Annotated in this window: 21 protein-coding genes; 14 read left to right on the plus strand and 7 right to left on the minus strand. The window is 60.3% G+C overall.

Going from position 1 to position 25,014, the window contains the following annotated elements:
- Positions 1-23 precede the first annotated feature (23 nt).
- Positions 24-2,201, minus strand: coding sequence for a malate synthase G (locus tag CFE47_RS07395; protein ID WP_286836120.1), 2,178 nt, complete (start codon positions 2,199-2,201; stop codon positions 24-26).
- 266 nt (positions 2,202-2,467) lie between these two features.
- On the opposite strand from CFE47_RS07395, the gene CFE47_RS07400 reads away from it, so the two are divergent.
- Positions 2,468-2,980, plus strand: coding sequence for a glycine cleavage system transcriptional repressor (locus CFE47_RS07400; RefSeq protein ID WP_286836121.1), 513 nt, complete (start codon positions 2,468-2,470; stop codon positions 2,978-2,980).
- Positions 2,981-3,203: 223 nt separating this feature from the next.
- Here CFE47_RS07400 and rarD read toward each other — a convergent pair whose 3' ends face one another.
- The 5 genes from rarD to CFE47_RS07425 form a co-directional block, all read right to left on the minus strand.
- Positions 3,204-4,088, minus strand: a complete 885-nt coding sequence (gene rarD, locus CFE47_RS07405) for an EamA family transporter RarD (protein WP_185709245.1) — start codon at positions 4,086-4,088, stop codon at positions 3,204-3,206.
- 178 nt (positions 4,089-4,266) lie between these two features.
- Entirely contained in the window at positions 4,267-5,241 is a 975-nt protein-coding gene (locus CFE47_RS07410; protein ID WP_010207031.1) for a serine/threonine protein kinase, read from the minus strand.
- A 172-nt stretch (positions 5,242-5,413) separates the two neighbouring features.
- Positions 5,414-7,312 (minus strand): PhoX family protein, encoded by a 1,899-nt coding sequence (locus CFE47_RS07415; protein ID WP_286836122.1) that lies wholly within the window; start codon positions 7,310-7,312, stop codon positions 5,414-5,416.
- 89 nt (positions 7,313-7,401) lie between these two features.
- The gene (locus CFE47_RS07420) at positions 7,402-8,166 is read right to left on the minus strand and encodes a TOBE domain-containing protein (RefSeq protein WP_286836123.1); all 765 of its coding nucleotides are present in this window, start codon (positions 8,164-8,166) and stop codon (positions 7,402-7,404) included.
- A gap of 59 nt (positions 8,167-8,225) precedes the next feature.
- Positions 8,226-8,963, minus strand: coding sequence for a ComFC family protein (locus CFE47_RS07425; RefSeq protein ID WP_286836124.1), 738 nt, complete (start codon positions 8,961-8,963; stop codon positions 8,226-8,228).
- Positions 8,964-9,055: 92 nt separating this feature from the next.
- Between CFE47_RS07425 and bioB the strand changes: the two genes are divergently transcribed.
- The 10 genes from bioB to CFE47_RS07475 all read left to right on the plus strand — a co-directional run bounded on the left by bioB (position 9,056) and on the right by CFE47_RS07475 (position 21,458).
- Positions 9,056-10,111 carry a biotin synthase BioB gene (gene bioB / locus CFE47_RS07430; RefSeq protein ID WP_016977842.1) on the plus strand — a complete coding sequence of 352 codons (1,056 nt, stop codon included), beginning with the start codon at positions 9,056-9,058 and terminating at the stop codon, positions 10,109-10,111.
- A 140-nt stretch (positions 10,112-10,251) separates the two neighbouring features.
- Entirely contained in the window at positions 10,252-11,433 is a 1,182-nt protein-coding gene (bioF, locus tag CFE47_RS07435) for an 8-amino-7-oxononanoate synthase (RefSeq protein WP_286836125.1), read from the plus strand.
- Entirely contained in the window at positions 11,426-12,157 is a 732-nt protein-coding gene (locus CFE47_RS07440; protein ID WP_286836126.1) for an alpha/beta fold hydrolase, read from the plus strand. The genes bioF and CFE47_RS07440 overlap by 8 nt, the downstream gene beginning before the upstream one ends.
- Entirely contained in the window at positions 12,150-12,962 is an 813-nt protein-coding gene (gene bioC / locus CFE47_RS07445) for a malonyl-ACP O-methyltransferase BioC (protein WP_286836127.1), read from the plus strand. The genes CFE47_RS07440 and bioC overlap by 8 nt, the downstream gene beginning before the upstream one ends.
- Positions 12,959-13,639, plus strand: coding sequence for a dethiobiotin synthase (bioD, locus tag CFE47_RS07450; RefSeq protein ID WP_286836128.1), 681 nt, complete (start codon positions 12,959-12,961; stop codon positions 13,637-13,639). The genes bioC and bioD overlap by 4 nt, the downstream gene beginning before the upstream one ends.
- A 120-nt stretch (positions 13,640-13,759) precedes the next feature.
- Positions 13,760-14,041: a pyrroloquinoline quinone biosynthesis protein PqqE gene (locus tag CFE47_RS07455; protein ID WP_185709253.1), complete on the plus strand. Its 282-nt coding sequence runs from the start codon at positions 13,760-13,762 to the stop codon at positions 14,039-14,041.
- Between the two features lie 352 nt (positions 14,042-14,393).
- Entirely contained in the window at positions 14,394-16,199 is a 1,806-nt protein-coding gene (locus CFE47_RS07460; protein WP_185709254.1) for a phenylacyl-CoA dehydrogenase, read from the plus strand.
- Between the two features lie 207 nt (positions 16,200-16,406).
- A complete protein-coding gene (locus CFE47_RS07465) occupies positions 16,407-17,696 on the plus strand; it encodes a GGDEF domain-containing protein (protein WP_286836129.1) in 1,290 nt (429 codons plus the stop codon).
- 90 nt (positions 17,697-17,786) lie between these two features.
- Positions 17,787-19,556 (plus strand): acyl-CoA dehydrogenase C-terminal domain-containing protein, encoded by a 1,770-nt coding sequence (locus CFE47_RS07470; RefSeq protein WP_286836130.1) that lies wholly within the window; start codon positions 17,787-17,789, stop codon positions 19,554-19,556.
- Positions 19,557-19,679: 123 nt separating this feature from the next.
- Positions 19,680-21,458, plus strand: coding sequence for an acyl-CoA dehydrogenase C-terminal domain-containing protein (locus tag CFE47_RS07475; protein WP_286836131.1), 1,779 nt, complete (start codon positions 19,680-19,682; stop codon positions 21,456-21,458).
- Between the two features lie 226 nt (positions 21,459-21,684).
- Here CFE47_RS07475 and CFE47_RS07480 read toward each other — a convergent pair whose 3' ends face one another.
- The gene (locus CFE47_RS07480) at positions 21,685-22,584 is read right to left on the minus strand and encodes a LysR family transcriptional regulator (RefSeq protein ID WP_286836132.1); all 900 of its coding nucleotides are present in this window, start codon (positions 22,582-22,584) and stop codon (positions 21,685-21,687) included.
- A gap of 209 nt (positions 22,585-22,793) precedes the next feature.
- On the opposite strand from CFE47_RS07480, the gene CFE47_RS07485 reads away from it, so the two are divergent.
- The 3 genes from CFE47_RS07485 to CFE47_RS07495 all read left to right on the plus strand — a co-directional run bounded on the left by CFE47_RS07485 (position 22,794) and on the right by CFE47_RS07495 (position 24,966).
- Positions 22,794-24,062 (plus strand): aspartate aminotransferase family protein, encoded by a 1,269-nt coding sequence (locus CFE47_RS07485; protein WP_286836133.1) that lies wholly within the window; start codon positions 22,794-22,796, stop codon positions 24,060-24,062.
- A 234-nt stretch (positions 24,063-24,296) separates the two neighbouring features.
- Positions 24,297-24,662, plus strand: a complete 366-nt coding sequence (locus CFE47_RS07490) for a type II toxin-antitoxin system RelE/ParE family toxin (RefSeq protein WP_286836134.1) — start codon at positions 24,297-24,299, stop codon at positions 24,660-24,662.
- Complete coding sequence (locus tag CFE47_RS07495; RefSeq protein ID WP_286836135.1) at positions 24,646-24,966, plus strand: helix-turn-helix domain-containing protein; 321 nt, start codon at positions 24,646-24,648, stop codon at positions 24,964-24,966. The genes CFE47_RS07490 and CFE47_RS07495 overlap by 17 nt, the downstream gene beginning before the upstream one ends.
- Positions 24,967-25,014 lie beyond the last annotated feature (48 nt).

The raw sequence follows: 25,014 nt of genomic DNA on the forward strand, positions 1-25,014 counted from the left end.
CTTACGACCGGGGCTTTTTTCATTTACAGGCCATTCTTAGCCTTGAACTCCCGACGCCTGCGGTGCAACACCGGCTCGGTATACCCATTAGGTTGCTTGGTGCCTTCAATCACCAACTCCACCGCTGCCTGGAACGCGATGTTGCTGTCGAAATCCGGTGCCAGTGGGCGGTACAACTTATCCCCGGCATTTTGACGGTCTACCACCGGCGCCATGCGCTTGAGGCTTTCCAGTACCTGGGCTTCGTTGACGATGCCATGGCGCAGCCAGTTGGCGATGTGCTGGCTGGAGATACGCAGGGTGGCGCGGTCTTCCATCAGGCCCACATCGTTGATGTCTGGCACTTTCGAACAACCCACGCCCTGGTCGATCCAGCGCACAACATAGCCAAGGATGCCCTGGGCGTTGTTGTCCAGTTCGTTGCGGATTTCTTCGTCAGACCAATCGGTATTGGTCGCCAGAGGAATGGTCAGGATGTCGTCCACCGAAGCGCGCTCGCGCTTGGCCAGCTCAGCTTGGCGGGCGAATACGTCGACCTTGTGGTAGTGCAATGCGTGCAGCGCAGCCGCCGTTGGCGACGGTACCCAAGCGGTGTTGGCGCCAGCCAGCGGGTGGGCAATTTTCTGTTCGAGCATCGCCGCCATCAGGTCGGGCATGGCCCACATGCCTTTACCGATTTGTGCTCGGCCTTGCAGGCCAGTGCTCAAGCCGATATCGACGTTCCAGTTTTCGTAGGCGCCGATCCATTTTTCCGCCTTCATCGCTGCTTTGCGCACCATCGCGCCAGCTTCCATGGAGGTGTGGATCTCGTCACCGGTGCGGTCGAGGAAGCCGGTGTTGATAAACACCACGCGCTCGCTGGCCGCCTTGATGCAGGCCTTGAGGTTGACCGTGGTGCGGCGCTCCTCATCCATGATCCCGACTTTCAGGGTGTTGCGCGGCAGGTTCAGCACGTCTTCGATGCGACCGAACAGCTCGTTGGTGAACGCCGCTTCTTCCGGGCCGTGCATCTTCGGTTTCACGATGTACACGGAGCCAGTGCGGCTGTTCTTGCGGCTGTTGTTGCCGTTGAGGCTGTGGGTCGCGGCGAGGCTGGTGACCAGACCGTCGAGAATGCCTTCGGGTACTTCGTTGCCGTCTTTGTCGAGGATCGCATCGATGGTCATCAAGTGACCCACGTTACGCACGAACAACAGCGAACGACCGTGCAGGGTCACGTCCTGGCCATTGACGCCGGTATAAACGCGGTCGGCGTTCATGGTGCGGGTGAAGGTCTTGCCGCCCTTGGCCACTTCTTCGGCCAGGTCACCTTTCATCAGGCCGAGCCAGTTGCGGTAGATCACCACCTTGTCATCGGCATCGACGGCGGCGACGGAGTCTTCGCAGTCCATGATGGTGGTCAGCGCAGCTTCCATCAGCACGTCTTTGACACCGGCGGCATCGGTCTGGCCGACCGGGGTGCTGGCGTCGATCTGGATTTCGAAGTGCAGGCCGTTGTGCTTGAGCAGAATCGCGGTTGGCGTGGCGGCGTCGCCCTGGTAGCCGATCAGTTGTGCATCGCTGCGCAGGCCGCTGTTGCTGCCGCCCTTGAGGCTGACAACCAGCTTGCCATCAACGATCTTGTAGCCGGTGGAGTCAACGTGGCTGCCGGCCGTGAGCGGTGCGGCTTCGTCGAGGAAGGCACGGGCGAAGGCAATCACCTTGTCGCCGCGTACTTTGTTGTAGCCCTGGCCCTTTTCGGCGCCGTCGGCTTCGCTGATGGCATCGGTGCCATACAGCGCGTCATACAGCGAACCCCAGCGCGCATTGGAGGCGTTGAGGGCAAAACGGGCGTTCATCACCGGCACTACCAGTTGGGGGCCGGCCATGCGGGCGATTTCGTCATCGACGTTTTGGGTCGTGGCCTGGAAATCTGCGGCTTCTGGCAGCAGGTATCCGATGTCTTGCAGGAAGGCCTTGTAGGCCACCGGGTCGTGGGCCTGGCCGGCGTGGGTCTGGTGCCAGGTGTCGATGCGCGCCTGGAAATCGTCGCGTTTGGCGAGTAGGGCTTTGTTCTTCGGTGCCAGGTCGTGGATGACCTTGTCGGCACCGGCCCAGAACTGGTCGGCAGTAATGCCGGTGCCGGGAATGGCTTCGTTGTTCACGAAGTCGAACAGGACTTTGGCGACCTGCAGGCCACCGACTTGAACGTGTTCAGTCATTGCTTGCCTCACTCTGCACAGCTTAAGCGCTTTTTAGATTTTCATTATGTAGTGCACGGTTGCGCATACTACATGATGACTTGCGGTTGTGAAAATTAGACTAAATACGTCGTTTAGCGACCCACTTTGGTCGTACGGTCACAGCGGAGAACGGGATGTTCTCAAAAAACTATTGGATTGTTCCAGATAAATATAAAAATGGTACACGATTTGTTTTCGGTGGCTGCCGAGTCCACCTTGTAGATTGAATTCCAGAGGGCATCGCCATGGACCATCTTGTACTCACAATTATCGCTGCCGACAAACCCGGCTTGGTTGAACGCATCGCGCAGAACATCGCCGCCCATGGTGGTAACTGGCTGGAAAGCCGCATGGCCCACATGGCTGGGCAGTTCGCCGGAATCCTGCGAGTCAGTGTTCCTACGGAAAACCGTCAGGCGTTGGTGGCGGCGCTGGAGGACTTATCCACACACGGCATCCGCGTCTTGGTGGGAGAGGGCAGCAGCGGGCAGGCATCGGCGTCCAAATCGATTCTGATGACCTTGGTGGGCAATGACCGTTCGGGCATCGTGCGCGAGATCACCGCGTTGTTGAGCAAGCAGGGGGTGAATCTGGAAAGCCTGAGCACTGATGTACGTCCGGCACCTATGAGCGGTGATCCATTGTTTACTGCCGAGGCTGTGTTGCGGGTGCCGACAGCCTTGTCGCTGGATACCTTGCAGCTATCCCTTGAAACCCTGGCGGACGACTTGATGGTGGAACTGCATCACGAGGAATAAGTTGCCCACAAGGTTATGCATGGAAATCTTGCATGGGCCTGTGGATAACCTGTAGAGACCAGGCGCCAGGCCACGCGGGCCGGGCTTCTACGACATTTGAGCAAAAAACGAGCAATTTCAAAAGCTTGTGCACAAATGGCGGGGACCAGGTTGTGGATAACCTTGGGGTGGATGTCTGCAAGCCAAGCCGGCCGTGGCTTGCAGAGGTTTGTGTGTTTTTTGATCAGCGTTTGCGTGCGCTCAGCCAGATATCCACGCTGTATACCACCAGGCCAGCCCAGATGAACGCAAAGGCGGTCAACGTGCTCGGCGCCAGGTGCTCACCGAACAACAGCACGGCTTCGAGCAACACCAGGGTCGGCGCCACGTACTGCAAAAAGCCCAGCGCGGTGTAGGGCAAATGCCGTGCGGCGGCGTTAAAACATACCAATGGGATCAGCGTTACCGGGCCTGCGGCCACCAGCCACCACGCTTCGGAAGTGCTCCAGAACTCAAGCTGCGCACTGTGGGCCGATGGGTTGAACAGCAACCATGCGACGGCAATCGGCACCAGCATCCAGGTTTCCACCACCAACCCCGGCAGCGCCTTCACCGGTGCCTGCTTACGGATCAGCCCGTAGAAACCGAAGGTCAAGGCCAGCACCAGCGACACCCACGGCAAACTGCCCACCTGCCACACCTGTTGCGCCACACCCGCGGCAGCCAGCCCCACCGCAACCCACTGCAGGCGACGCAGGCGTTCGCCGAGGATCAGCATGCCCAGCAGCACATTCACCAGCGGGTTGATGTAGTAACCCAGGCTCGCTTCCAGCATGCGCCCGCTGTTCACCGACCACACATAGGTCAGCCAGTTGCCTGCAATCAACGAACCGCTCAGGGCCAGGATCGCCAGGCGCTTGGGGTTGTCGCGCAGTTCGCGGAACCAGCCAGGGTGCTTCCACACCAGCAGCAGCAAACCGCCGAATAGTGCCGACCACAACACGCGGTGCACGATGATTTCGGCGGCCGGAACACTGGCGATGGCTTTGAAGTAGAGCGGGAACAGACCCCAGATGACGTAGGCACTCAGGCCCAGGATGTACCCCTTGCGGGGGTTGGCAGCTTGCATTGCAGAATCCTTGCTCAGGCAGCTAACAAAGCGCGATTGTAAGGATATTTGTCTGCCAGTGGGACCCGCTTTTCTGTGGGAGCTGGCTTGCCTGCGGTGCAGGCGCCTCGGTTTGTCTGCCGGACTGCGTTGATGCCATCGCAGGCAAGCCAGCTCCCACAGGGGAGTGTGGGGCCAGTTAAAACAGTTTGAGGGGTTCTTCGTTCAGGGCTGAGAGCTGCTCACGCAACGCCAACACCTGATCCCCCCAATACCGCTCACTGCCAAACCACGGAAAGCTGTGGGGGAACGCCGGGTCGTCCCAACGGCGTGCCAGCCAGGCGCTGTAATGCATCAGTCGCAAGGCACGCAGGGGCTCGATCAACGCCAGTTCACGCGGGTCGAAGTCGTGGAATTCCTGGTACCCGTCCATCAATTCCGACAGCTGGCCCAGACATTCCTGGCGATCACCCGCGAGCATCATCCACAGATCCTGTACCGCCGGGCCCATGCGGCAGTCATCCAGGTCGACGATATGGAACATCTCGTCGCGGCACATCATGTTGCCGGGGTGGCAATCGCCGTGCATGCGGATGTTTTTGTGCGGGGTGGCCTTGTACACCTCCTCTACACGTTTGAGCAGGTCGCGGGCGACGGACTCGTAGGCCGGCAGCAGGCTCTTGGGGATAAAGTTGCCTTCCAGCAGCGTGGTGAGGGAGTCGTGACCGAAGTTCTTCACCCCCAACGCTTCGCGGTGTTCAAACGGGCGCGTGGAACCCACCGCGTGCAAACGGCCGAGCAATTGCCCAAGGCGATAGAGTTGATCGAGATTGCCCGGCTCCGGCGCACGGCCGCCACGGCGAGGGAAGAGGGTGAAGCGGAAACCCGCGTGTTCGAACAGGCTTTCGCCGTTGTGGATCAGTGGCGCCACCACCGGCACTTCGCATTCGGCCAGCTCGAAGGTGAAGCGGTGTTCTTCCAGGATCGCCTCATTGGTCCAGCGCTGAGGGCGGTAGAACTTGGCGATCAGTGGTTCGGAGTCTTCGATGCCCACCTGATACACGCGGTTTTCGTAGCTGTTGAGCGCCAGCACGCGTGCATCGCTGAGGAAACCGATGCTTTCGACAGCATCGAGGACCAGGTCGGGGGTGAGTGTTTCAAACGGGTGGGCCATGGAAACTCCTGCGCGCAGCAGGGCGCCGCGTCCGGCCGGGTATGGTAACAGCATAGATAGGTGGTGGCTGTGTGGACGCCTTCGCGAGCAAGCCCGCTCCCACACTCGATCGAGTTCCACCTTTGGAGCACGGTCAAAATGTGGGAGCGGGCTTGCTCGCGAAAGCGGTGTATCAGGCGCCGACTATCCCGCCATCATCCCGCCGAATCGCCATCACCGACGAGCGCGGCTTACCGTTCGGCAAGTGCTCCGGCCAGGTCGAACCGCCGGTTTCACCCGGATGCTGAATGCCCACAAACAGCGTTTTCTGGTCCGGCGAGAAGCTGATACCCGTCACCTCACATGCCACCGGCCCTACCATGAAACGGCGGATTTCCCCGGTTGCCGGGTCGGCGCAAAGCATCTGGTTATTGCCCATGCCGGCGAAATCGCCTGCGTTGCTGTAGTCCCCATCCGTAAGAATCCACAGGCGACCCGCTTTGTCGAAACCCAAGCCATCGGGGCTGTTGAACATGTTCTGTGGGTTGATATTCGATGAGCCGCCCTTTGGCGTCCCGGCGTGTACGCCCGGGTTGCCGGCGACGACAAACAGGTCCCAGGAAAACTCCGTGGCGCCGTGATTATCGGCGTCGGCCTTCCAGCGCAGGATCTGGCCATACACGTTTTTCTCGCGCGGGTTGGGCCCGCCCACTGGCTGGCCGTCTTCGCCGCGCTTGGCGTTGTTGGTCAGGGTGCAATAGACCTGGCCGTCGGTGGGGCTGACCACGATCCATTCCGGGCGGTCCATGCGGGTGGCCTTCACCACGCTGGCCGCCAGGCGTGCATGGATCAGCACTTCGGCCTGGTTGGCGAACCCTGTGCTGGCGTCGATGCCGTTTTTGCCATGGGTGAGTTCAACCCATTGGCCCTTGCCCTTGGGGTGGTCGGCGTTGCCGTCGCCTGCGTCGAAGATCGCGACAAACAAGGTGCCGTGGTCGAGCAGGTCTTTGTTGGCCTTGGGGTTCTTGTGGTTGATCTTGTCGCGGCTGACGAATTTGTAGATGAACTCACCGCGTTCATCGTCGCCCATGTACACCACGGCGCGGCCATCGCGGGTTTCGGCCAGGGCTGCGTTTTCATGCTTGAAGCGGCCCAGGGCGGTGCGCTTGACCGGCGTGGAGGTGGGATCGAACGGGTCGATTTCCACCACCCAGCCGTGGCGATTGAGTTCGTTGGGGTTCTTGGCGATGTCGAAACGCGGGTCGTGCAGGTGCCAGTTGATCTCTTTGCTGGCCGCCACCACGCCATAGCGTTTCTGCCCGGCGTCGAAAGTTTGTTGTGGGTTGCTGCTACCAAAGCAGTCGGTGAAGTTCTCTTCGCACGTCAGGTAAGTGCCCCATGGCGTCTTGCCGTTGGCGCAGTTCTGGAAGGTGCCAAGGGCGTTCTTGCCGGATTTGTCGGCACTCGTTTTCAGCCAGGCGTGGCCGGCGGCGGGACCGCTGAGGCGGATTGGCGAATTGCCGTGGATGCGCCGGTTGTAGCGCGAGTCCTGCACGAATTGCCAGGTGTCGCCTTGGCGTCGCACTTCGATCACCGAAACGCCTTCGCTGGCCTGGGCCTTGTGCACGTCTTCGGCCGATTGCGGCGCGCCGCCGTGGGCATAGAGGTAGCGATAGTTGGTGTATTCGTTGTTGATGGCCATGAGGGCGCGGTTGTCGTCGCCGGGGAAGGCGAACAGGCTCATGCCGTCGTTGTTGTCGCCGAACTGTTGCTCCTGGGCCTTGGCCGTGCCGTTGCCGGACGGGTCGAAGGCAGGGGCGCTCTTGCTTAGCGGCTGGCCCCAACTGATCAGCACTGAGGCACTGTAGCCTGGCGGCAAGGTGATGGCGTCGCTGGTCGCGGCGGCAATGCTGGTGAAACCCAGCAATGGGCTGGCGCTTGCGGCATTCACGGCCAGGGCACTGCGGCTCAGCAGGTTGCCACCCAGGAACATCGCAGCACCGCACAGGGCGCCGGCGCCGATAAAACGGCGGCGGGTAAGGCCGACCATCTGTTCAAGGTCGGTGGCTTGGTTTTCTTCTAATAGGCTCATTTCAGGCTCCCTGCGGTTTTTGCAGACACCTTAAGGAGCGGACATGACGCAATTGTTGCAGTTTAACGGCGGGGCAGAGCAGGCGTTGGCTACACCGGCGTGCCAAGCAACACATTGCTGGGTGCGAATTGCACCTGGATCGGTTGGCCTTCGCCCGCGTTAAGCGCCTTGAGGGCGGCTGGCTGGGCCAGGGCGCACAAAACCTGGCCACTGGGCAGGGAGATGCGCACTTCGCTGGGGCCGTCGTCGGCGTCGAGAATCGTCTCGATCACACCGCTCATGCAATTGTGTCCAGGTGTTGCGAGTTGCCCGATGGCGAGCATTTCCAGCCAACCGGCCTTGATCAGGGCGACCACTTCAATGCCCGTTTCCAGTTCCAGGCGATGCGTACTGTCGTGGGTGATTTGCGCGTCCAGTGTCAGCCCTCCAGACAGCTGCAGGCGGATCAGGTCGTTGCGGCCATGGCTTTCAATCGTCATGACTTGACCATGCAACTGGTTGCGCGCGCTGGTGCGCAGCATCAAGCGGCCCAGCAGGTTGAAGTCGCTGGCGGCTTCGTCTGAGCCCAATACTTCGGCTTGCAACACCTGCAGACGCTGGTAAAGGCGCAGCACCCGCTCACCCTCGGCGGTCAGCTTGGCGCCGCCACCGCCCTTGCCGCCAACGCTGCGCTCCACCAGTGGTTTTTGCGCGAGGTTATTCAGTTCATCAATCGCGTCCCAGGCAGCCTTGTAGCTCAGGCCAGCACTTTTGGCCGCGCGGGTGATGGAGCCCTGCTCGGCAATGTGCCCCAGCAAGGCAATACGCTGGGGACGACGGATGATGTGTTGGCTGAGGGAAGTCGGCAGGGACATGGCAATACGCTTCGATGAGATGGCCCGAACGTTGCGGGCAAGGTGGTGCTCGCGTCAAGTCAGGCGCCAGGCTTTGGCGTGCGGGCCAGGCAATACACGTCGACCTGCCGCGCCCCGGCGTTCAGCAACAGGCGCGCCAAGCTGTGGGCGGTGGCCCCGGTGGTGAGCACGTCGTCCACCAAGGCGAAGTGGCGGCCTTGCACTTGGGCATCGGGGGCTAATGCAAAGGCGTTGAGCAGGTTGCGTTTGCGGGTCTTGGCATCGAGGGCTTGCTGCGCGACGGTTTCATGAGGACGTAACAACATGTCTTCATCGTGGTTGATAGTCAGGTCTTCGCTCAGCCATCTCGCCAGCATCAGGGCCTGGTTATACCCGCGTTCGCGCAGGCGCTTGCGAGCCATGGGCACCGGCAGCAGGCAGTCCGGGCGGGTAAGCCCGGTGTTCTCGTAGCGATGTTGCAGGTGCCGGCCCAACTGGCGCGCAAGCATCTGCCCGAACGGCCAGCGTGCCTGGTGCTTGAAGCGGCCGATCAGGCTGTCGATGGGGAAACTGTAGGTCCAGGGGGCGATCACCTGTTTAAACGCGGGTGGCTGTTGCAAACATTGGCCGCACATCAGACCGTCTATCGGCAAGGGTAGGGCGCATACCTCGCACTGTTCCATCAGCCATGGCAACTCGGTTTCGCAGACGTTGCACACACAATCGGCGGATTCTGTTGCTTCATCGCACACTAAACATGATTGTACGTTTTTTGGCCAGATGTAAACCGTGTGTTTGTACTCTGGTTGACAGTGCATGAATCTTCCTTAAATATGCCGAGCATCCGTGTCGTGACTGTGGGTATTGCCCTTCCCGCAGCGTTTGCCAAAGCATAATCAAGGAATCGCCCATGAGCGCCAGCACCACCGCCACTCTGCGTCACGATTGGTCCCTCGCCGAAGTCAAAGCGCTGTTCGTGCAGCCGTTCAACGACCTGTTGTTCCAGGCGCAGACCGTGCACCGCGCGCATTTCGACGCCAACCGTGTCCAGGTGTCGACGTTGCTGTCGATCAAAACCGGCGCCTGCCCAGAAGATTGCAAATATTGTCCGCAGTCGGGCCACTACAACACTGGCCTGGAAAAAGAAAAGCTGATGGAGGTGCAGAAGGTCCTTGAAGAGGCCGCTCGCGCCAAGGCCATCGGTTCTACCCGTTTCTGCATGGGCGCCGCCTGGAAACACCCCTCGGCCAAAGACATGCCCTACGTATTGCAGATGGTCAAAGGCGTGAAGGCCATGGGCCTGGAAACCTGCATGACCTTGGGCCGCCTCGACCAGGACCAGACCGAAGCGCTGGCCCAGGCTGGCCTGGACTACTACAACCACAACCTTGATACGTCGCCTGAGTTCTACGGTTCGATCATCACCACCCGCACCTACAGCGAGCGCCTGCAAACCTTGGCCTATGTGCGCGATTCTGGGATGAAGATCTGCTCCGGCGGCATCCTCGGCATGGGCGAGTCCCTTGATGACCGTGCCAACCTGCTGATCCAACTGGCTAACCTGCCAGAGCATCCGGAGTCCGTGCCGATCAACATGCTGGTGAAAGTGGCCGGCACGCCGCTGGAGAATGCCGAGGACATCGACCCGTTCGATTTCATCCGTATGTTGGCCGTGGCGCGCATCTTGATGCCGCAGTCCCACGTGCGCCTGTCGGCTGGGCGTGAAGCGATGAACGAGCAGATGCAGGCCTTGGCGTTCTTCGCCGGTGCCAACTCGATTTTCTACGGTGACAAACTGCTGACCACCGCCAACCCGCAGGCTGACAAGGACATGCAACTGTTCTCGCGCCTGGGCATTCTGCCGGAGGCTCGTGAAGAGCACGCCGATGAAGTGCATCAGGCGGCGATCGAGCAGGCGCTGGTGGAGCAGAAGAGCAGCGAGCAGTTCTATAACGCCGTTGTGTGATTGAAATGCGATCCAACTGTGGGAGCTGGCTTGCCTGCGATGACGGCGGCACATTCAACATAAATGTGTCTGACAGACCGCTATCGCAGGCAAGCCAGCTCCCACCTTGGATCGAGTTCACCTGATTTGCCGAGGCCTGCATGTCTTTCGATCTCGCCGCGCGCCTCGCTGCCCGCCGTGCCGAACACCTTTATCGCCAACGCCCTCTACTGGAAAGCCCCCAAGGCCCAGAAGTGGTGGTGGACGGCCAACCGTTGTTGGCGTTCTGTAACAACGACTACCTGGGCCTGGCCAATCACCCGCAAGTGATCGAAGCCTGGCGCGCCGGCGCCGCCCGTTGGGGGGTAGGCGGCGGCGCTTCACACTTGGTGGTCGGGCATGCCACGCCGCACCATGAGTTGGAAGAAGCCTTGGCCGACCTGACTGGCCGTCCACGCGCGCTGTTGTTCACCACCGGCTACATGGCCAACCTCGGGGCGGTCACCGCGCTGGTGGGGCAGGGCGATACGGTGCTGGAAGACCGCCTCAACCATGCATCATTGCTGGATGCCGGCTTGCTCTCCGGCGCGCGTTTCAACCGCTACCTGCATAACGATGCCGGCAGCCTGGCCAAGCGCCTGGAGAAGGCCACTGGCAACACGCTAGTGGTTACCGACGGCGTGTTCAGCATGGACGGCGACTTGGCCGACCTGCCAGCGCTTGCCCGTGAAGCACGCGCCAAAGGTGCCTGGCTGATGGTGGATGACGCTCACGGCTTTGGTCCGTTGGGCGACAACGGTGGCGGGATCGTCGAGCATTTCGGCTTGAGCCAGGAAGATGTGCCGGTGTTGGTCGGCACCCTTGGTAAAGCTTTCGGCACTGCTGGAGCGTTTGTGGCGGGTAGCGAGGAGCTGATCGAAAGCCTGATCCAGTTCGCCCGGCCGTATATCTACACCACCAGCCAGCCGCCGGCACTGGCCTGCGCCACGTTGAAAAGCCTTGAGCTTTTGCGCACGGAGCATTGGCGTCGCGAGCACCTCAACGGCCTGATCCGTCAGTTCCGCCATGGCGCCGAGCAACTGGGCCTGGACTTGATGGACAGTTTCACGCCGATCCAACCGATCCTGATCGGCGACAGCGCCAAGGCGGTGCATTTATCGCACATGCTGCGCGAGCGCGGCCTGATGGTGACCGCGATCCGCCCGCCGACCGTACCGGCCGGCAGCGCCCGTTTGCGCGTGACATTGACCGCGGCTCACACCGAGGCGCAGGTGCAGCTATTGTTAAATGCATTGGAAGAGTGTTTCCGTTTGTTAGGCGCCACGGAGCCCAACCATGCGTGATCGACTGATATTGCTGCCCGGCTGGGGCCTTGGCGTATCGCCGATGGAGCCTCTAGCTGCCGCATTGCAGGGCCTGGATGAGCACTTGCGCGTGCAGATCGAGCCGTTGCCGGAGGTGAACTCCAGTGACCTGGATGAATGGCTGGATGAGCTCGACGCCACACTGCCGGATAACGCCTGGCTGGGCGGCTGGTCCCTGGGTGGCATGCTAGCGTCCGAGCTGGCGGCTCGGCGCGGCGAGCGCTGCTGCGGCCTGCTGACCTTGGCCAGCAACCCGTGTTTTGTCGCCCATGACGGCTGGCCGAGCGCGATGCCTGCGCAGACCTTCGATGCGTTCCTTGCCGGTTGCCATGCCGACTCCCAGGTCACCCTCAAACGTTTCGGGCTGTTGTGTGCCAAGGGCGCCGAGGACCCGCGTGGGCTGGCGCGCTTGTTGGTCAGTGGTGCGCCGAATGCGTCGTCCAGCGTGTTGATGACCGGTCTTGAGTTGCTTGCACAACTGGACACCCGCGAAGCCTTGCTGGCCTATCGCGGCCCGCAATTGCATCTGTTTGCTGGCATGGACGAACTGGTGCCCGCCGAAGCCGCAGGCCACCTGCTGACGCTGCTGCCCGATGTTGAAATCGGCCTGATTGAACAGGCCGGCCACGCTTTTCTTCTGGAAGACCCCCACGGTGTAGCGGGGGCTATCCAGGCTTTTTTGCATGAGTGCGTTGATGACTGATCTCTCCCACCCTCCACTGCCTGGCAGCCTGCCGGACAAGCGCCAAGTGGCGGCATCGTTTTCCCGCGCGGCCGCCAGCTATGACAGCGTCGCCGAGTTGCAACGGGCAGTGGGCAGCGAATTGTTGGCTCGCTTGCCGGCTGACATTACGCCGCAACGCTGGTTGGATGTGGGGTGTGGCACGGGCTACTTCAGTCGTGTACTGGCCGAGCGTTTGCCCGCTAGCCAAGGCATCGCGCTGGATATCGCCGAAGGCATGCTCAATCACGCACGGCCCCTCGGCGGCGCCCATCACTTCATTGCGGGTGACGCAGAGCGCTTACCGCTTAAAGCTGAAAGCTTGCAGCTGCTCTTCTCCAGCCTGGCAGTGCAGTGGTGCGCCAATTTCGAGGCGGTGCTCAGTGAGGCCTACCGGGTATTGCAACCCGGCGGCGTGCTGGCGTTCGCCAGCCTGTGCGTGGGTACGCTGGATGAGCTACGCGAAAGCTGGCGTGCAGCGGACGGTTTGGTGCATGTGAATCGCTTCCGCACGTTTGAAGCGTATCAACGATTGTGCGCGGCCAGTGGCCTGCGGGTGGCGAGCCTGGAGCGGCGTCCCCATGTATTGCATTACCCGGATGTGCGCAGCCTGACCCATGAGTTGAAGGCGTTGGGTGCACACAACCTCAACCCCGGTCGGCCGGGAGGGTTGACGGGGCGCGCGCGGATTGTTGCACTGGTGGACGCTTACGAGCAGTTCCGTCAGGCCCAGGGCCTGCCCGCCACGTACCAAGTGGTGTACGCCGTACTGGAGAAACCGCTATGAGCGTCGCTTATTTCATCACCGGCACCGACACCGATGTGGGCAAGACCACCGTCGCCGCCGGCCTGCTGCACGCCGCACGGCAATCCGGCAAAAGCACGGCGGCCGGCAAACCGGTCGCTTCCGGCTGCCAGGTAACGCCCAAGGGCCTGCGCAATGCCGACGCGCTGGCGCTGCTGGCCGAATGTTCGTTGCCGTTAAGTTATGCCGAGGTCAACCCGGTGGCGTTCGAGCCAGCCATTGCCCCGCACCTGGCGGCGCGGGAGGCGGGTGTATCGCTGACGGTGCAGTCGTTGCTCAAGCCCATGCAGCAGATTCTGGCGAAGGGAGCGGATTTCACCTTGATCGAAGGCGCCGGCGGCTGGCGCGTACCGCTGGCCGATCAGGCCAACCTGTCGGACCTGGCCATGGCGCTCAAACTGCCGGTGATTCTGGTAGTGGGCGTGCGCCTGGGGTGCATCAGCCATGCGTTGCTGACTGCCGAAGCCATTGCGCGAGACGGGCTGCAACTGGCGGGCTGGGTGGCCAATATCATCGACCCCAAGACCTCTCGTCTGGAAGAAAACCTCGCCACCCTGGCCGAGCGGCTGCCCGCGCCGTGCCTGGGCCGAGTGCCGAAACTCAAGCATGCAGGGGCCGAAGCAGTAGCGGAGTACTTGCAGCTGGACTTGCTGGACTGAAGCGGCTTGACTGATTTTGGCTATCGCTAAGGCATTATGCCATTAGTGTTTTTGACGGGCGTTTTGCCGGATTCTCTGCTTCAATCACTGTTCACGATTCTCTAAAGGCAGGTTTACGCCATGGACATCTCTGGAAGCAGCGCGTTTTATTCGGGCCTGAGCACCATTCAGACCGGGCAGAACCGTGTCGACCAGGCCGCCGGCAAAATCGCCAGCGCCGCGACGACCCAGCCCTCGGATGCACAGGTTGACCGTCTTCGCGCCAATGACCGTGCCCAACCGTCCAACTCGGCGAGCAATATGGTCGAAATGGCCGAAGGCAAGTTTCAAGTCGAACTGGGCGCGAAAGTCGCTAAGGCTTCGGATGAAATGCTGGGTACGTTGATCGACACCTACGCTTAAATTCCCTCTCTCCAGGTTTGCTGGCACTTCTGTGGGAGCTGGCTTGCCTGCGATAGCCTCTACTCGTTCTTCCTGATACACCGTGGTGTCTTCATCGCAGGCAAGCTAGCTCCCACACGAGTCCCCTCACACAATTGTGCTGTGGCGTCCTGCCGAACTTCTAACTCCTTTTTCCTGTGGCAACCCGCCGCAAGCGTTGCCGTGCGCGTGATTGATCCGCGTCATGACAAACGGCAGCTGAGCGACGCTTGACATCCCCAGGTCGTAAACGTATGTTTCAAACACCTGTTTGACCGCCATAACAAATCCACGCGGTTGTTCATTCCAGATACATCAGCAGAGGTTTATCGCTATGCCTGACTACAAGGCCCCCTTGCGTGATATTCGCTTCGTTCGTGACGAACTGCTTGGCTATGAAGCGCACTATCAGAGCCTGCCGGCTTGCCAGGACGCTACCCCGGACATGGTTGACGCCATTCTCGAAGAAGGCGCCAAGTTCTGTGAGCAAGTGCTGGCCCCGTTGAACCGCGTGGGTGACATCGAAGGGTGCACCTGGAGTGAGTCAGGCGTTAAGACCCCTACTGGTTTCAAAGAAGCCTACAAACAATTCGTCGAAGGCGGCTGGCCAAGCCTGGCCCACGACGTGGAGCACGGTGGCCAAGGCCTGCCGGAATCCCTGGGCCTGGCGGTCAGCGAAATGGTTGGCGCCGCCAACTGGTCGTGGGGCATGTACCCAGGCCTGTCCCACGGTGCGATGAACACCATCTCCGAGCACGGCACTCCCGAGCAGCAAGAGGCCTACCTGACCAAGCTGGTGTCGGGCGAATGGACCGGCACCATGTGCCTGACCGAGCCACACTGCGGCACCGACCTGGGCATGTTGCGCACCAAGGCTGAGCCTCAGGCGGACGGTTCCTACAAAGTCTCTGGCACCAAGATCTTCATTTCGGCCGGTGAACACGACATGGCCGACAACATCGTCCACATCGTACTGGCCCGCCTGCCGGACGCACCGGCTGGCACCAAAGGCATCTCGCTGTTTATCGTGCCGAAGTTCCTGCCAAACGCCGACGGTTCGGTGGGTGAGCGCAACGCGGTGACTTGTGGCTCGCTGGAACACAAGATGGGTATCCACGGCAACGCCACCTGCGTGATGAACTTCGACGCGGCCACCGGTTTCCTGATCGGCCCGGCGAACAAAGGCCTGAACTGCATGTTCACCTTTATGAACACCGCTCGCCTGGGTACCGCGCTGCAAGGGTTGTCCCACGCCGAGATCGGCTTCCAGGGCGGCCTGAAATACGCTCGCGATCGCTTGCAAATGCGCTCCCTGACCGGCCCGAAAGCCCCGGACAAGGCCGCTGACCCGATCATCGTGCACCCTGACGTGCGCCGCATGCTGCTGACCATGAAAGCCTTCGCCGAAGGCAACCGTGCGATGGTGTACTTCACCGCCAAGCAAGTGGACATCGTCAAGTACGGCACCGACGACGAAGCCAAAAAGCAAGCCGATGGCCTGCTGGCGTTCATGACCCCGATCGCCAAGGCGTTCATGACCGAAGTCGGTTTTGAGTCCGCCAACCACGGCGTACAAATCTATGGCGGCCACGGCTTCATCGCCGAGTGGGGCATGGAGCAGAACGTTCGCGACAGCCGCATTTCGATGCTGTACGAAGGCACCACCGGCATCCAGGCCCTGGACCTGCTGGGCCGTAAAGTGTTGATGACCCAAGGCGAAGCGCTGAAGGGCTTCACCAAGATCGTGCACAAGTTCTGCCAGGCCAACGAAGGCAACGAAGCCGTCAAAGAGTTCGTTGCACCGCTGGCTGCGCTGAATAAAGAGTGGGGCGAGTTGACCATGAAGGTCGGCATGGCTGCTATGAAAGACCGCGAAGAAGTCGGTGCCGCTTCGGTGGACTACCTGATGTACTCCGGCTACGCGTGCCTGGCTTACTTCTGGGCTGACATGGCCCGCCTGGCTGCGGAAAAACTGGCGGCCGGCACCACTGAAGAAGCGTTCTACACCGCCAAGCTGCAAACCGCGCGCTTCTACTTCCAGCGCATCCTGCCACGTACCCGTACTCACGTGGCTACCATGCTGTCGGGCGCCAACAACCTGATGGACATGAAAGAAGAAGACTTCGGCCTGGCTTACTAAGCCTTACCGGGTTCACTTCCAGAGCCGCCGCTTCTAGCCAGAAGCGGCGGCTTTTTTGTGCCTGATAAAAAACCACAGCGCAGCACTCAGGGATTACCACCGGCTGCCGTTACAGTGGTGGCAATGTGATACATGTGCGACGGGTTGTGCTTAACTGTCGACATCAAGGCACAGTGCCATCATTTTTTGCGGGTCGGAGTTTTACCCTTGTCACGCGTGTCCGCTTTACGCTTCAGCCATTTTCTCCCTTCGTTGCTGCTCTTGCTGGCCGGGCTCTCGGCTGCGTACGTCAAGGATCTCAACGTCTTCTTCACCTCACTGTTCAATGTGTTGCCGACCCTGGTGCTGTTGCTCGGCGGCTCGTATTGCGCGGTGTACCGCCGTCAGCGCGAACTGTTCCTGATGATCACCGTGTACATCGCCTATTTCCTGCTCGACACGCAAACCGACTATTACCGCGACAACGGCCGAGTGCGCGAAGACGCGGCGGTAGTGTTCCATCTGTGCTGCTTGCTGCTGCCGCTGCTGTTTAGCATCTACGGGATGTGGCAGGAAAAGACCCACCTGTTCCGTGACTTCGTCGCACGTTGCGCGGTGTTGTTTGCGGTAGGAAGCGTGGCACTGGCCCTGGAGCAAAGTTATCCCCAGGCGTTGCTGAATTGGTTGGCAGAGATCCGCTGGCCGGCGCTGCATGGCAGTTGGATGAGCCTGATCCAGTTGTCGTACCCAATGTTCCTGATCGGCTTCCTGACCCTGGCGGCGCAGTATTGGTACCAGCCACGCCCACTGCACGCGGCTCAGTTGGTGGGGTTGCTGGGGATGTTCTGGATGTTGCCGCAAACTTTCATCCTGCCGTTTACCCTCAACATCATGTGCAGCCAGGTGATGCTGATGATCGCGGCCGGCGTGGCCCACGAGGCGTATCAAATGGCCTTCCGTGACGAACTGACTGGTTTGCCCGGGCGGCGTGCGCTGAACGAGCGCATGCAGCGGCTGGGGCGCAACTACGTGCTGGCCATGACCGACGTGGACCACTTCAAGCGCTTCAACGACACCCATGGCCACGACGTCGGCGACCAAGTGCTGCGCCTGGTGGCAAGCAAGCTGTCCAAGGTCAACGGCGGCGGGCGCGCCTACCGCTATGGCGGCGAAGAGTTTGCGGTGGTGTTTGCCGGCAAGAGCCTGGATGAATGCATGCCGCACCTGGAGGAGATCCGCGAGATCATCGCCAATTACGACATCAAGCTACGTAACCCGGACCGCCCCCAGGACGATCATCAGGGGCGTCAGCGCCGCGCGGGCAGCGGCGCGTCGAGTGTCTCGGTGACCGTCAGCATCGGCGTGGCCGAGCGCCAAGCTGAGCAGCGAACCCCCGAAGAAGTGCTCAAGTCCGCCGACCAAGCGCTGTACGCCGCCAAGGGCGCGGGACGTAACTGCGTGATTGCGGCGGGGCAAACCCGGCGTGGTGCGGTGCGTACGGAGAGTGCTGCTGGCTGAGTAATGGCGCTGTATTCAGCAGCGCTACAGTGATTGTCCGGACTCGTTGCCGGCAGTAGGTTGAAACCATCTGCTGCCGGAGACATTGCCATGCCTGACTACAAAGCTCCCCTGCGCGACATGCGCTTTCTGATCGACAACGTGTTTGATTTTCACGGCCATTACGCCGCGCTGGGCGCGACCGACGCCAGCCCGGACATGGTCAGTGCGATCCTCGAAGAAGGCGCCAAATTCTGCGAAAACGTGCTCGCACCGCTCAACCGCAGCGGTGATGAAGAAGGCTGTCACTTCGACAATGGCGTGGTGACCACGCCCAAGGGCTTCAAGGAAGCCTTCGCCCAGTACGTGGAAGGTGGCTGGCACGGCGTGGCAGCCGACCCGGCCTATGGTGGCCAAGGCTTGCCACAATCTCTGGGCCTGGTACTCAGCGAGATGATCGGTTCCAGCAACACTTCTTGGGGCATGTATCCAGGGCTTACCCACGGCGCCATGTCGGCGATCCACGCCCACGGCACCGATGAGCAAAAAGACACGTTCCTGAGCAAACTCACCGCGGGCGAGTGGACCGGCACCATGTGCCTCACCGAGGCCCATTGCGGCACCGACCTGGGCCTGATCAAGACCCGCGCCGTGCCCCAGGGGGACGGCAGTTATGCGGTTACTGGCAGCAAGATTTTCATCTCGGCCGGTGAGCATGACATGAGCGCCAATATCATCCATTTGGTGCTGGCCAAGCTGCCGGATGCACCGGCGGGCACCAAGGGCATTTCGCTGTTTATCGTGCCCAAGTTCCACGCCGATTCTGGCGAGCGCAATGCGGTGCACTGCGGCTCTATCGAGCACAAGATGGGCATCAAGGCCTCCGCGACCTGCGTGCTGAATTTTGATGGCGCCAAGGGCTTTCTTATTGGTGAGGCGAACAAAGGTCTCAACTGCATGTTCACCATGATGAATCACGCGCGCCTGGGCACGGGCATGCAGGGTCTGTGCAACGGTGAGGCGAGCTTCCAGGGCGCGATCAAATACGCCAATGACCGCCTGCAGATGCGCTCGCTGACTGGCGCCAAAGCCCCGGACAAAGCGGCTGACCCGATCATCGTGCACCCCGACGTGCGGCGTATGCTGCTGACCATGAAGGCCTTCAACGAGGGCAACCGCGCACTGACTTACTTCACTGCGCAGTTGCTCGACACGGCGCATTTGAGCGGCGATGCCACCCAACGCCAGGACGCCGAAGACCTGCTGGCGTTCCTCACGCCCATCTGCAAAGCGTTCATGACCGACACGGGCCTTGAGGTGACCAACCACGGCATGCAGATCTTCGGCGGCCACGGTTACATTCGTGAATGGGGCATGGAGCAGTTGGCACGTGATGCGCGGATTGCGCCGATCTATGAAGGCACCAACGGCATCCAGGCCCTCGACCTGCTGGGCCGCAAGGTGCTGGGCAGCCAGGGCAAACTGCTGCGCGGGTTTACCAAGATTGTGCATAAGTTCTGTGCCGCGAATGCCGAGCACGCACAGCTCAAGGCCTATGTGGCGCAACTCAATCAACTGAACCAGGAGTGGGGCGAGTTGACCACCAAAGTCGGCATGGCAGCGATGAAGAACCCCGATGAGGTGGGCGCCGCGGCGGTGGATTACTTGATGTACAGCGGTTATGTGGTGCTCGCCTACCTGTGGCTGCGCATGGCAATCGCCGCCTTGGGGCATCAGGATGCTGATTTCGCCAAGGCCAAGCTGGCCACCTGCGACTTCTACTTCAAGCGCTTGCTGCCACGTACTGCTACGCACCGGGCTGCGGTAGAAGCGGGCAGCGAATGCCTGATGAGTCTGCCTGCGGAGGCATTTGCCCTCTAGTGACCTAAAAATACCAATCAGTCACAAGTGGACCCTATGTGTCTGAAAAGTTGTTCGGGTACACTCGGAGCCTGTAAAACCGACCCTTATCGAATTACTTTTCACGTTCTCACGAGGTTTGCCATGGCTGATTACAAAGCGCCGCTGCGTGATATGCGCTTCGTCCTCAATGAAGTGTTTGAGGTCGCCACGACTTGGGCCCAATTGCCGGCATTGGCAGACACCGTTGACGCCGAAACCGTAGAGGCCATCCTCGAAGAAGCCGGCAAGGTCACCGCCAAGTCCATCGCCCCGATCAGTCGCGCTGGCGATGAACAGGGTTGCCGCTGGGAAGACACTGCCGTGTTTACCCCGCAGGGTTATCCACAGGCCTACAAAACCTACGCCGAAGGTGGCTGGGTAGGTGTAGGCGGCGATCCGGTATTTGGCGGCATGGGCATGCCCAAGGCAGTCTCGGCCCAGGTCGAGGAGATGATCAACTCCTCAAGCCTGGCCTTTGGCCTGTACCCGATGCTGACATCCGGCGCGTGCGTGTCGATCAACACGCACGCCAGTGAAGAGCTCAAGGCCACGTACTTGCCGAAGATGTATTCCGGTGAGTGGGCCGGCTCCATGTGCCTGACCGAGGCGCATGCCGGGACTGACCTGGGGATTATTCGGACCAAGGCCGAGCCCCAGGCGGACGGCTCCTACACGATCAGCGGCACCAAGATCTTTATCACCGGCGGTGAACACGACCTTACCGAAAACATCATCCACCTGGTGCTGGCCAAGCTGCCGGATGCACCGGCGGGTCCCAAGGGTATTTCGCTGTTCCTGGTGCCCAAGTTCATGGTCAATGCCGATGGCAGCCTGGGCGCGCGCAACTTGGTGAGCTGCGGCTCCATCGAACACAAAATGGGTATCCAGGCTTCGGCGACCTGTGTGATGAACTTCGATGGGGCGGTGGGCTACCTGGTGGGTGAGCCAAATCGTGGCCTGGCGGCAATGTTCACCATGATGAACTACGAGCGTCTGGGCGTGGGTATCCAGGGCTTGGCATCGGGTGAGCGGTCGTACCAGAACGCTATTGAATATGCGCGTGACCGTCTGCAAAGCCGCTCCCCGCTGGGTGCCCAGGCGAAGGACAAAGTCGCCGACCCGATCATCGTGCACCCGGACGTGCGCCGTATGCTGCTGACCATGAAAGCGGCCAACGAAGGTGGCCGTGCGTTCTCCACTTACGTGGCCACTCAACTGGATATCGCCAAGTTCAGCGACGATGCCGCTGCCCGTGAGCGTGCGGATAACCTGGTGGCGCTGCTGACGCCGGTGGCCAAGGCGTTCTTGAGCGACCTGGGGCTGGAAACCACTGTGCTCGGCCAGCAAGTGTTTGGCGGCCACGGTTACATTCGCGAGTGGGGCCAGGAACAACTGGTGCGTGACGTGCGCATCACCCAGATCTACGAAGGCACCAACGGCATCCAGGCGCTGGACCTGATGGGGCGCAAGATTGTTGGCAGTGGCGGTGCGTTCTACACCCTGTTTGCCGATGAGATCCGTAGTTTCATTGCAGCGTCGGGTGCTGAACTGGCCGAGTTCACCAAACCGCTGGGTGCGGCGGTGGATAACCTGGATGAACTGACTGCCTGGGTGCTGGACCGCGCCAAGACCAACCCGAATGAAATCGGCGCGGCTTCGGTGGAGTATCTGCATGCATTCGGATACATGGCCTACGCCTACATGTGGGCACGTATGGCCAAGGCGGCGTTGGGTAAAGAAGCCGAAGAAGACTTCTACGCCAGCAAGTTGGGCACCGCGCGTTTCTACTTTGCGCGCCTGTTGCCACGTATTCACTCGCTGAGTGCGTCGGTAAAAGCCGGTAGCGAATCGCTGTTCTTGCTGGATGAAGCACTGTTTTAAGGGGGGGGAGGGCGTGTAAGCATTCTCTTACATGACGTGCTGCTATTCGTCCTCTATCGCCAAATTGGATCCACGGATAATCTACTTCACATGGACGTCGCGCAGGAAGCGCAAAGCAACAACACGGACACGTAGGATTCTGCCAGGACGGCGGAGTGAAATGGATGTCAGGGAAACAGTCTGCAAAGCCCCGCTTCGGCGGGGTTTTCTTTTGCCCGCGAAAAAGTCAGGCGCTGGTCAGCGGGGCATTCATCACGTCTTCCAGCAAGGTGCGCAGCAACGCCACCGTCGCCTGCTGACGCTGTACGTCGCGACACACCAGGCCTACTTTCAGCGGCACCCTCGGTTCACTCAAAGGTTTCCACAGCAGAGCCTTGCTGTTGTGCTCATCCTGGGAACGCCCTGGCAGCACCGTCGCCAGCTTGGTGTGGGGCAGGCTGTCGAGAATCCCCACCATGGTATTGAGCTCCGCCTGTACTTGCGGGCGCCGCCCCAGGTTGGACAGCTGGCCTTGCCAGATCTGCCTGACTTGGAACTCCTCGCCCAGTAGCAACATTGGCAACTCCGCCGCTTGTTTCAGCGAGACTTTCTTGAATTCCCGCAGGGGATGGTCTTCTGGGATGACCACCTTCAACTCGTCTTCGTACAGCAACACCCCATGCAGCCCTGGCTGACGTGGTGGCAGGTAGCTGATACCGATATCCAGCGAGCCGTTAAGCAAGCGCCGTTCAATCTCAAGCCCCGTCAATTCATAGATCTGCACCACCAAATGCGGCTGGGCCTTGCGCACGCGCTCCAGCATTTGCGGAACAAGACTGGTGTGTACGGTTTGCAGCACGCCGATGGCCAAGGTGCGCATGGCCTGGCCCTTGAAGTTACGCAGGGCTTCGACGGCTTGCTGCATGCCATCGATCAGCGGCAGGGCATGGTTGTACAACGTATGAGCCGCCAGCGTGGGCAGCAGGCGTTTGCTGCTGCGTTCGAACAGGCTGACGTCCAGGTTCTGCTCCAGTTGGCGAATCTGCTGTGACAGTGCGGGTTGAGAGATCGATAGACGCTCTGCGGCACGGCCGACGTGGCCTTCCTCATACACCGCGACGAAATAACGCAGTTGCTTGAAATCCATAAGGCTTACTTATCGAAAAAGCTGGAAAATCGAAATGGCCGACGGCCCCCGAGACGCCTAGTCTAGCGCCTATTCGCAGGGCTTACAGGGCCGGATCGGGCAATGAACAGCGTTTATCTTGATAGCGTTTACATAGGCAAGGCAAAAAACCTCAAGGCAGCCTCGGCCTGTCGCACCGACCAAGGTCCGGTTGCTATTGGAGGTGAGCTGTGAATCTGTTCAATATGCGCCGCCCGGCACCAAGCCTGGATGACCTGATTCTGGATGAGTCACGCGACGATGCATCGAGCGACTCGCTGATGACCACAGTGGCGCGGCCCGCTCAAGTCTTCGTACGCGGCCAGGGTTCCTGGTTATGGGACAGCGACGACCGTGCCTACCTGGATTTCAGCCAGGGCAACGCTGCCAACAGCCTCGGCCACAGCCCGCAGGTGTTGATCAAAGCCTTGACCGACCAGACTCATGCGCTGATCAACCCAGGCAACGGCCTGCATAACCGTGCCCAACTCAACCTTGCCGAGCGCCTATGCCATCGCACCGGCAGCGATCAGGCCTACCTGCTCAACAGTGGCGCGGAAGCTGTTGAGGCGGCGATCAAGCTGGCGCGAAAATGGGGCCAACTGCATCGCGGTGGGGCCCACCGCATCATCAGCGCCAGCGCGGGTTGCCATGGCCGCAGTTTTGCGGCGATGTCTGCGTCGGCGGGCGGTCCGCAAAATCGTTTTGAACCGCAATTGCCGGGCTTCAGCCACGTGCCCTTCAATGATCTGCCAGCCCTGCACGCCGCAGTCGATGCGCAAACCGTCGCCATCCTGCTCGAACCGATCCAGGGCGAAGCCGGCGTTATCCCGGCGACCGAGCACTACCTCAAAGGTGTGGAACGGCTGTGCCGTGAACTGGGCATCCTGCTGATCCTCGACGAAGTCCAAACCGGCATTGGCCGTTGCGGCACCTTGCTTGCCGAACAGCAATATGGCGTACGCGCCGACATCATCACCCTCGGCAAAGGCCTCGGCGGCGGCGTGCCGCTGGCGGCGCTGCTGGCACGCGGCAAAGCCTGCTGTTTTGAAGTGGGCGAGCTGGAAGGTACCCACCACGGTAATGCGCTGATGGCGTCGGCCGGGCTGGCGGTGATCGATAGCGTCCTGGAGCACGGCTTTCTTGAGCATGTGCGTGAATCGGGTCTCTACCTGGCCGAAGGTCTCGCCCGTCTGGCGTACCGTTACGACCATGGCCAATTGCGCGGCCAAGGCCTGATCTGGGGCCTGACGTTGTCGGATGACTCTGCCGATGCGGTGGTAAAAGCGGCGCTGCACGAAGGCCTTATCCTCAATGCCCCGCAAACCAACTGCCTGCGCTTCACGCCGGCGCTGACGGTGAGCAAAAGCAATATCGACGAAATGCTCCTACGCCTGGCGCGTGCCTTCTCTCGCGTGCGCACCGCACAACTGCAATGCCGCAAGGGCATTGCTGTTTAAACCTTATTTCCTGAACCGTCTCGCGGTCTACGCGGCGCCTCCGGCCTGATTCTTTTGGCTGGGGGCGTTTTTTTGGGCGTGTCATTTTTGGATTGAAAATGTTGATTGAGCGTTTGTGAAAACAGTGGCTTTTTAGCGGGCGTCGGCAAGGACTGCCGATGGGTGTGGAGCTTTGCGGCGTGCTCCATTTCTAATCTGTACCACTGGGTGGTATGTTTACTGGAAGGGATATCCATGAAGCTCAGGTTGTTCAAGACCCGGAAATTTGCTGATGCAGCCAGCAAGGCCTGGATTTGTGATTCGCAATTAAGGGAGGCGTTTGGCCAATTGCTGAAGGGGCAGGCAGATAATCTGGGAGGAGGTGTTTGGAAAAAGCGCCTCAACCAGAATAGACATCGTTCCATCGTATTGGCTAAGGGCCGGCATTACTGGATATATCAATTGCTGTTCGCCAAGCAAGACCAAAGCAATATCAGTCAGAGCGAACTGATTTGGCTTCGGTCGGTGGCTACGACTTATGAAAGTTTTAACGAAGAGCAGATTCAGCGGATGCTGGATCTCAGGGAGTTTGTGGAGATACATCATGACCAAGAAGTATAAAAGTGAGGTGTTTGAGTCCATTCACCATTCTGCTGAAGCGCTTTACGCTATCGGCGCCATCACTAAGACCACCCTTCGTGAATATGACGAAGCATGCTTATCCGCTGTGCCGGAACAAATCCCGGCAGAAAAAATTAAAGAACTACGCGAAAACAGCCACGTCAGCCAACCTGTTTTTGCCCGCTACCTGAACACCAGCGCCTCCACAGTGAAAAAGTGGGAATCCGGCGAGAAACGCCCCAGCGGCATGGCCCTCAAACTACTCAGCATCGTGCAAAAGCATGGTTTGGAAATTCTGGCCTGACAGTGGCCCAACGCCAGATTCCACTGAACCCTCGCGAACGCCCAAGGT

The organism is Pseudomonas sp. PGPPP1 (assembly GCF_002255865.1).
GTDB lineage: Bacteria > Pseudomonadota > Gammaproteobacteria > Pseudomonadales > Pseudomonadaceae > Aquipseudomonas > Aquipseudomonas cremoris.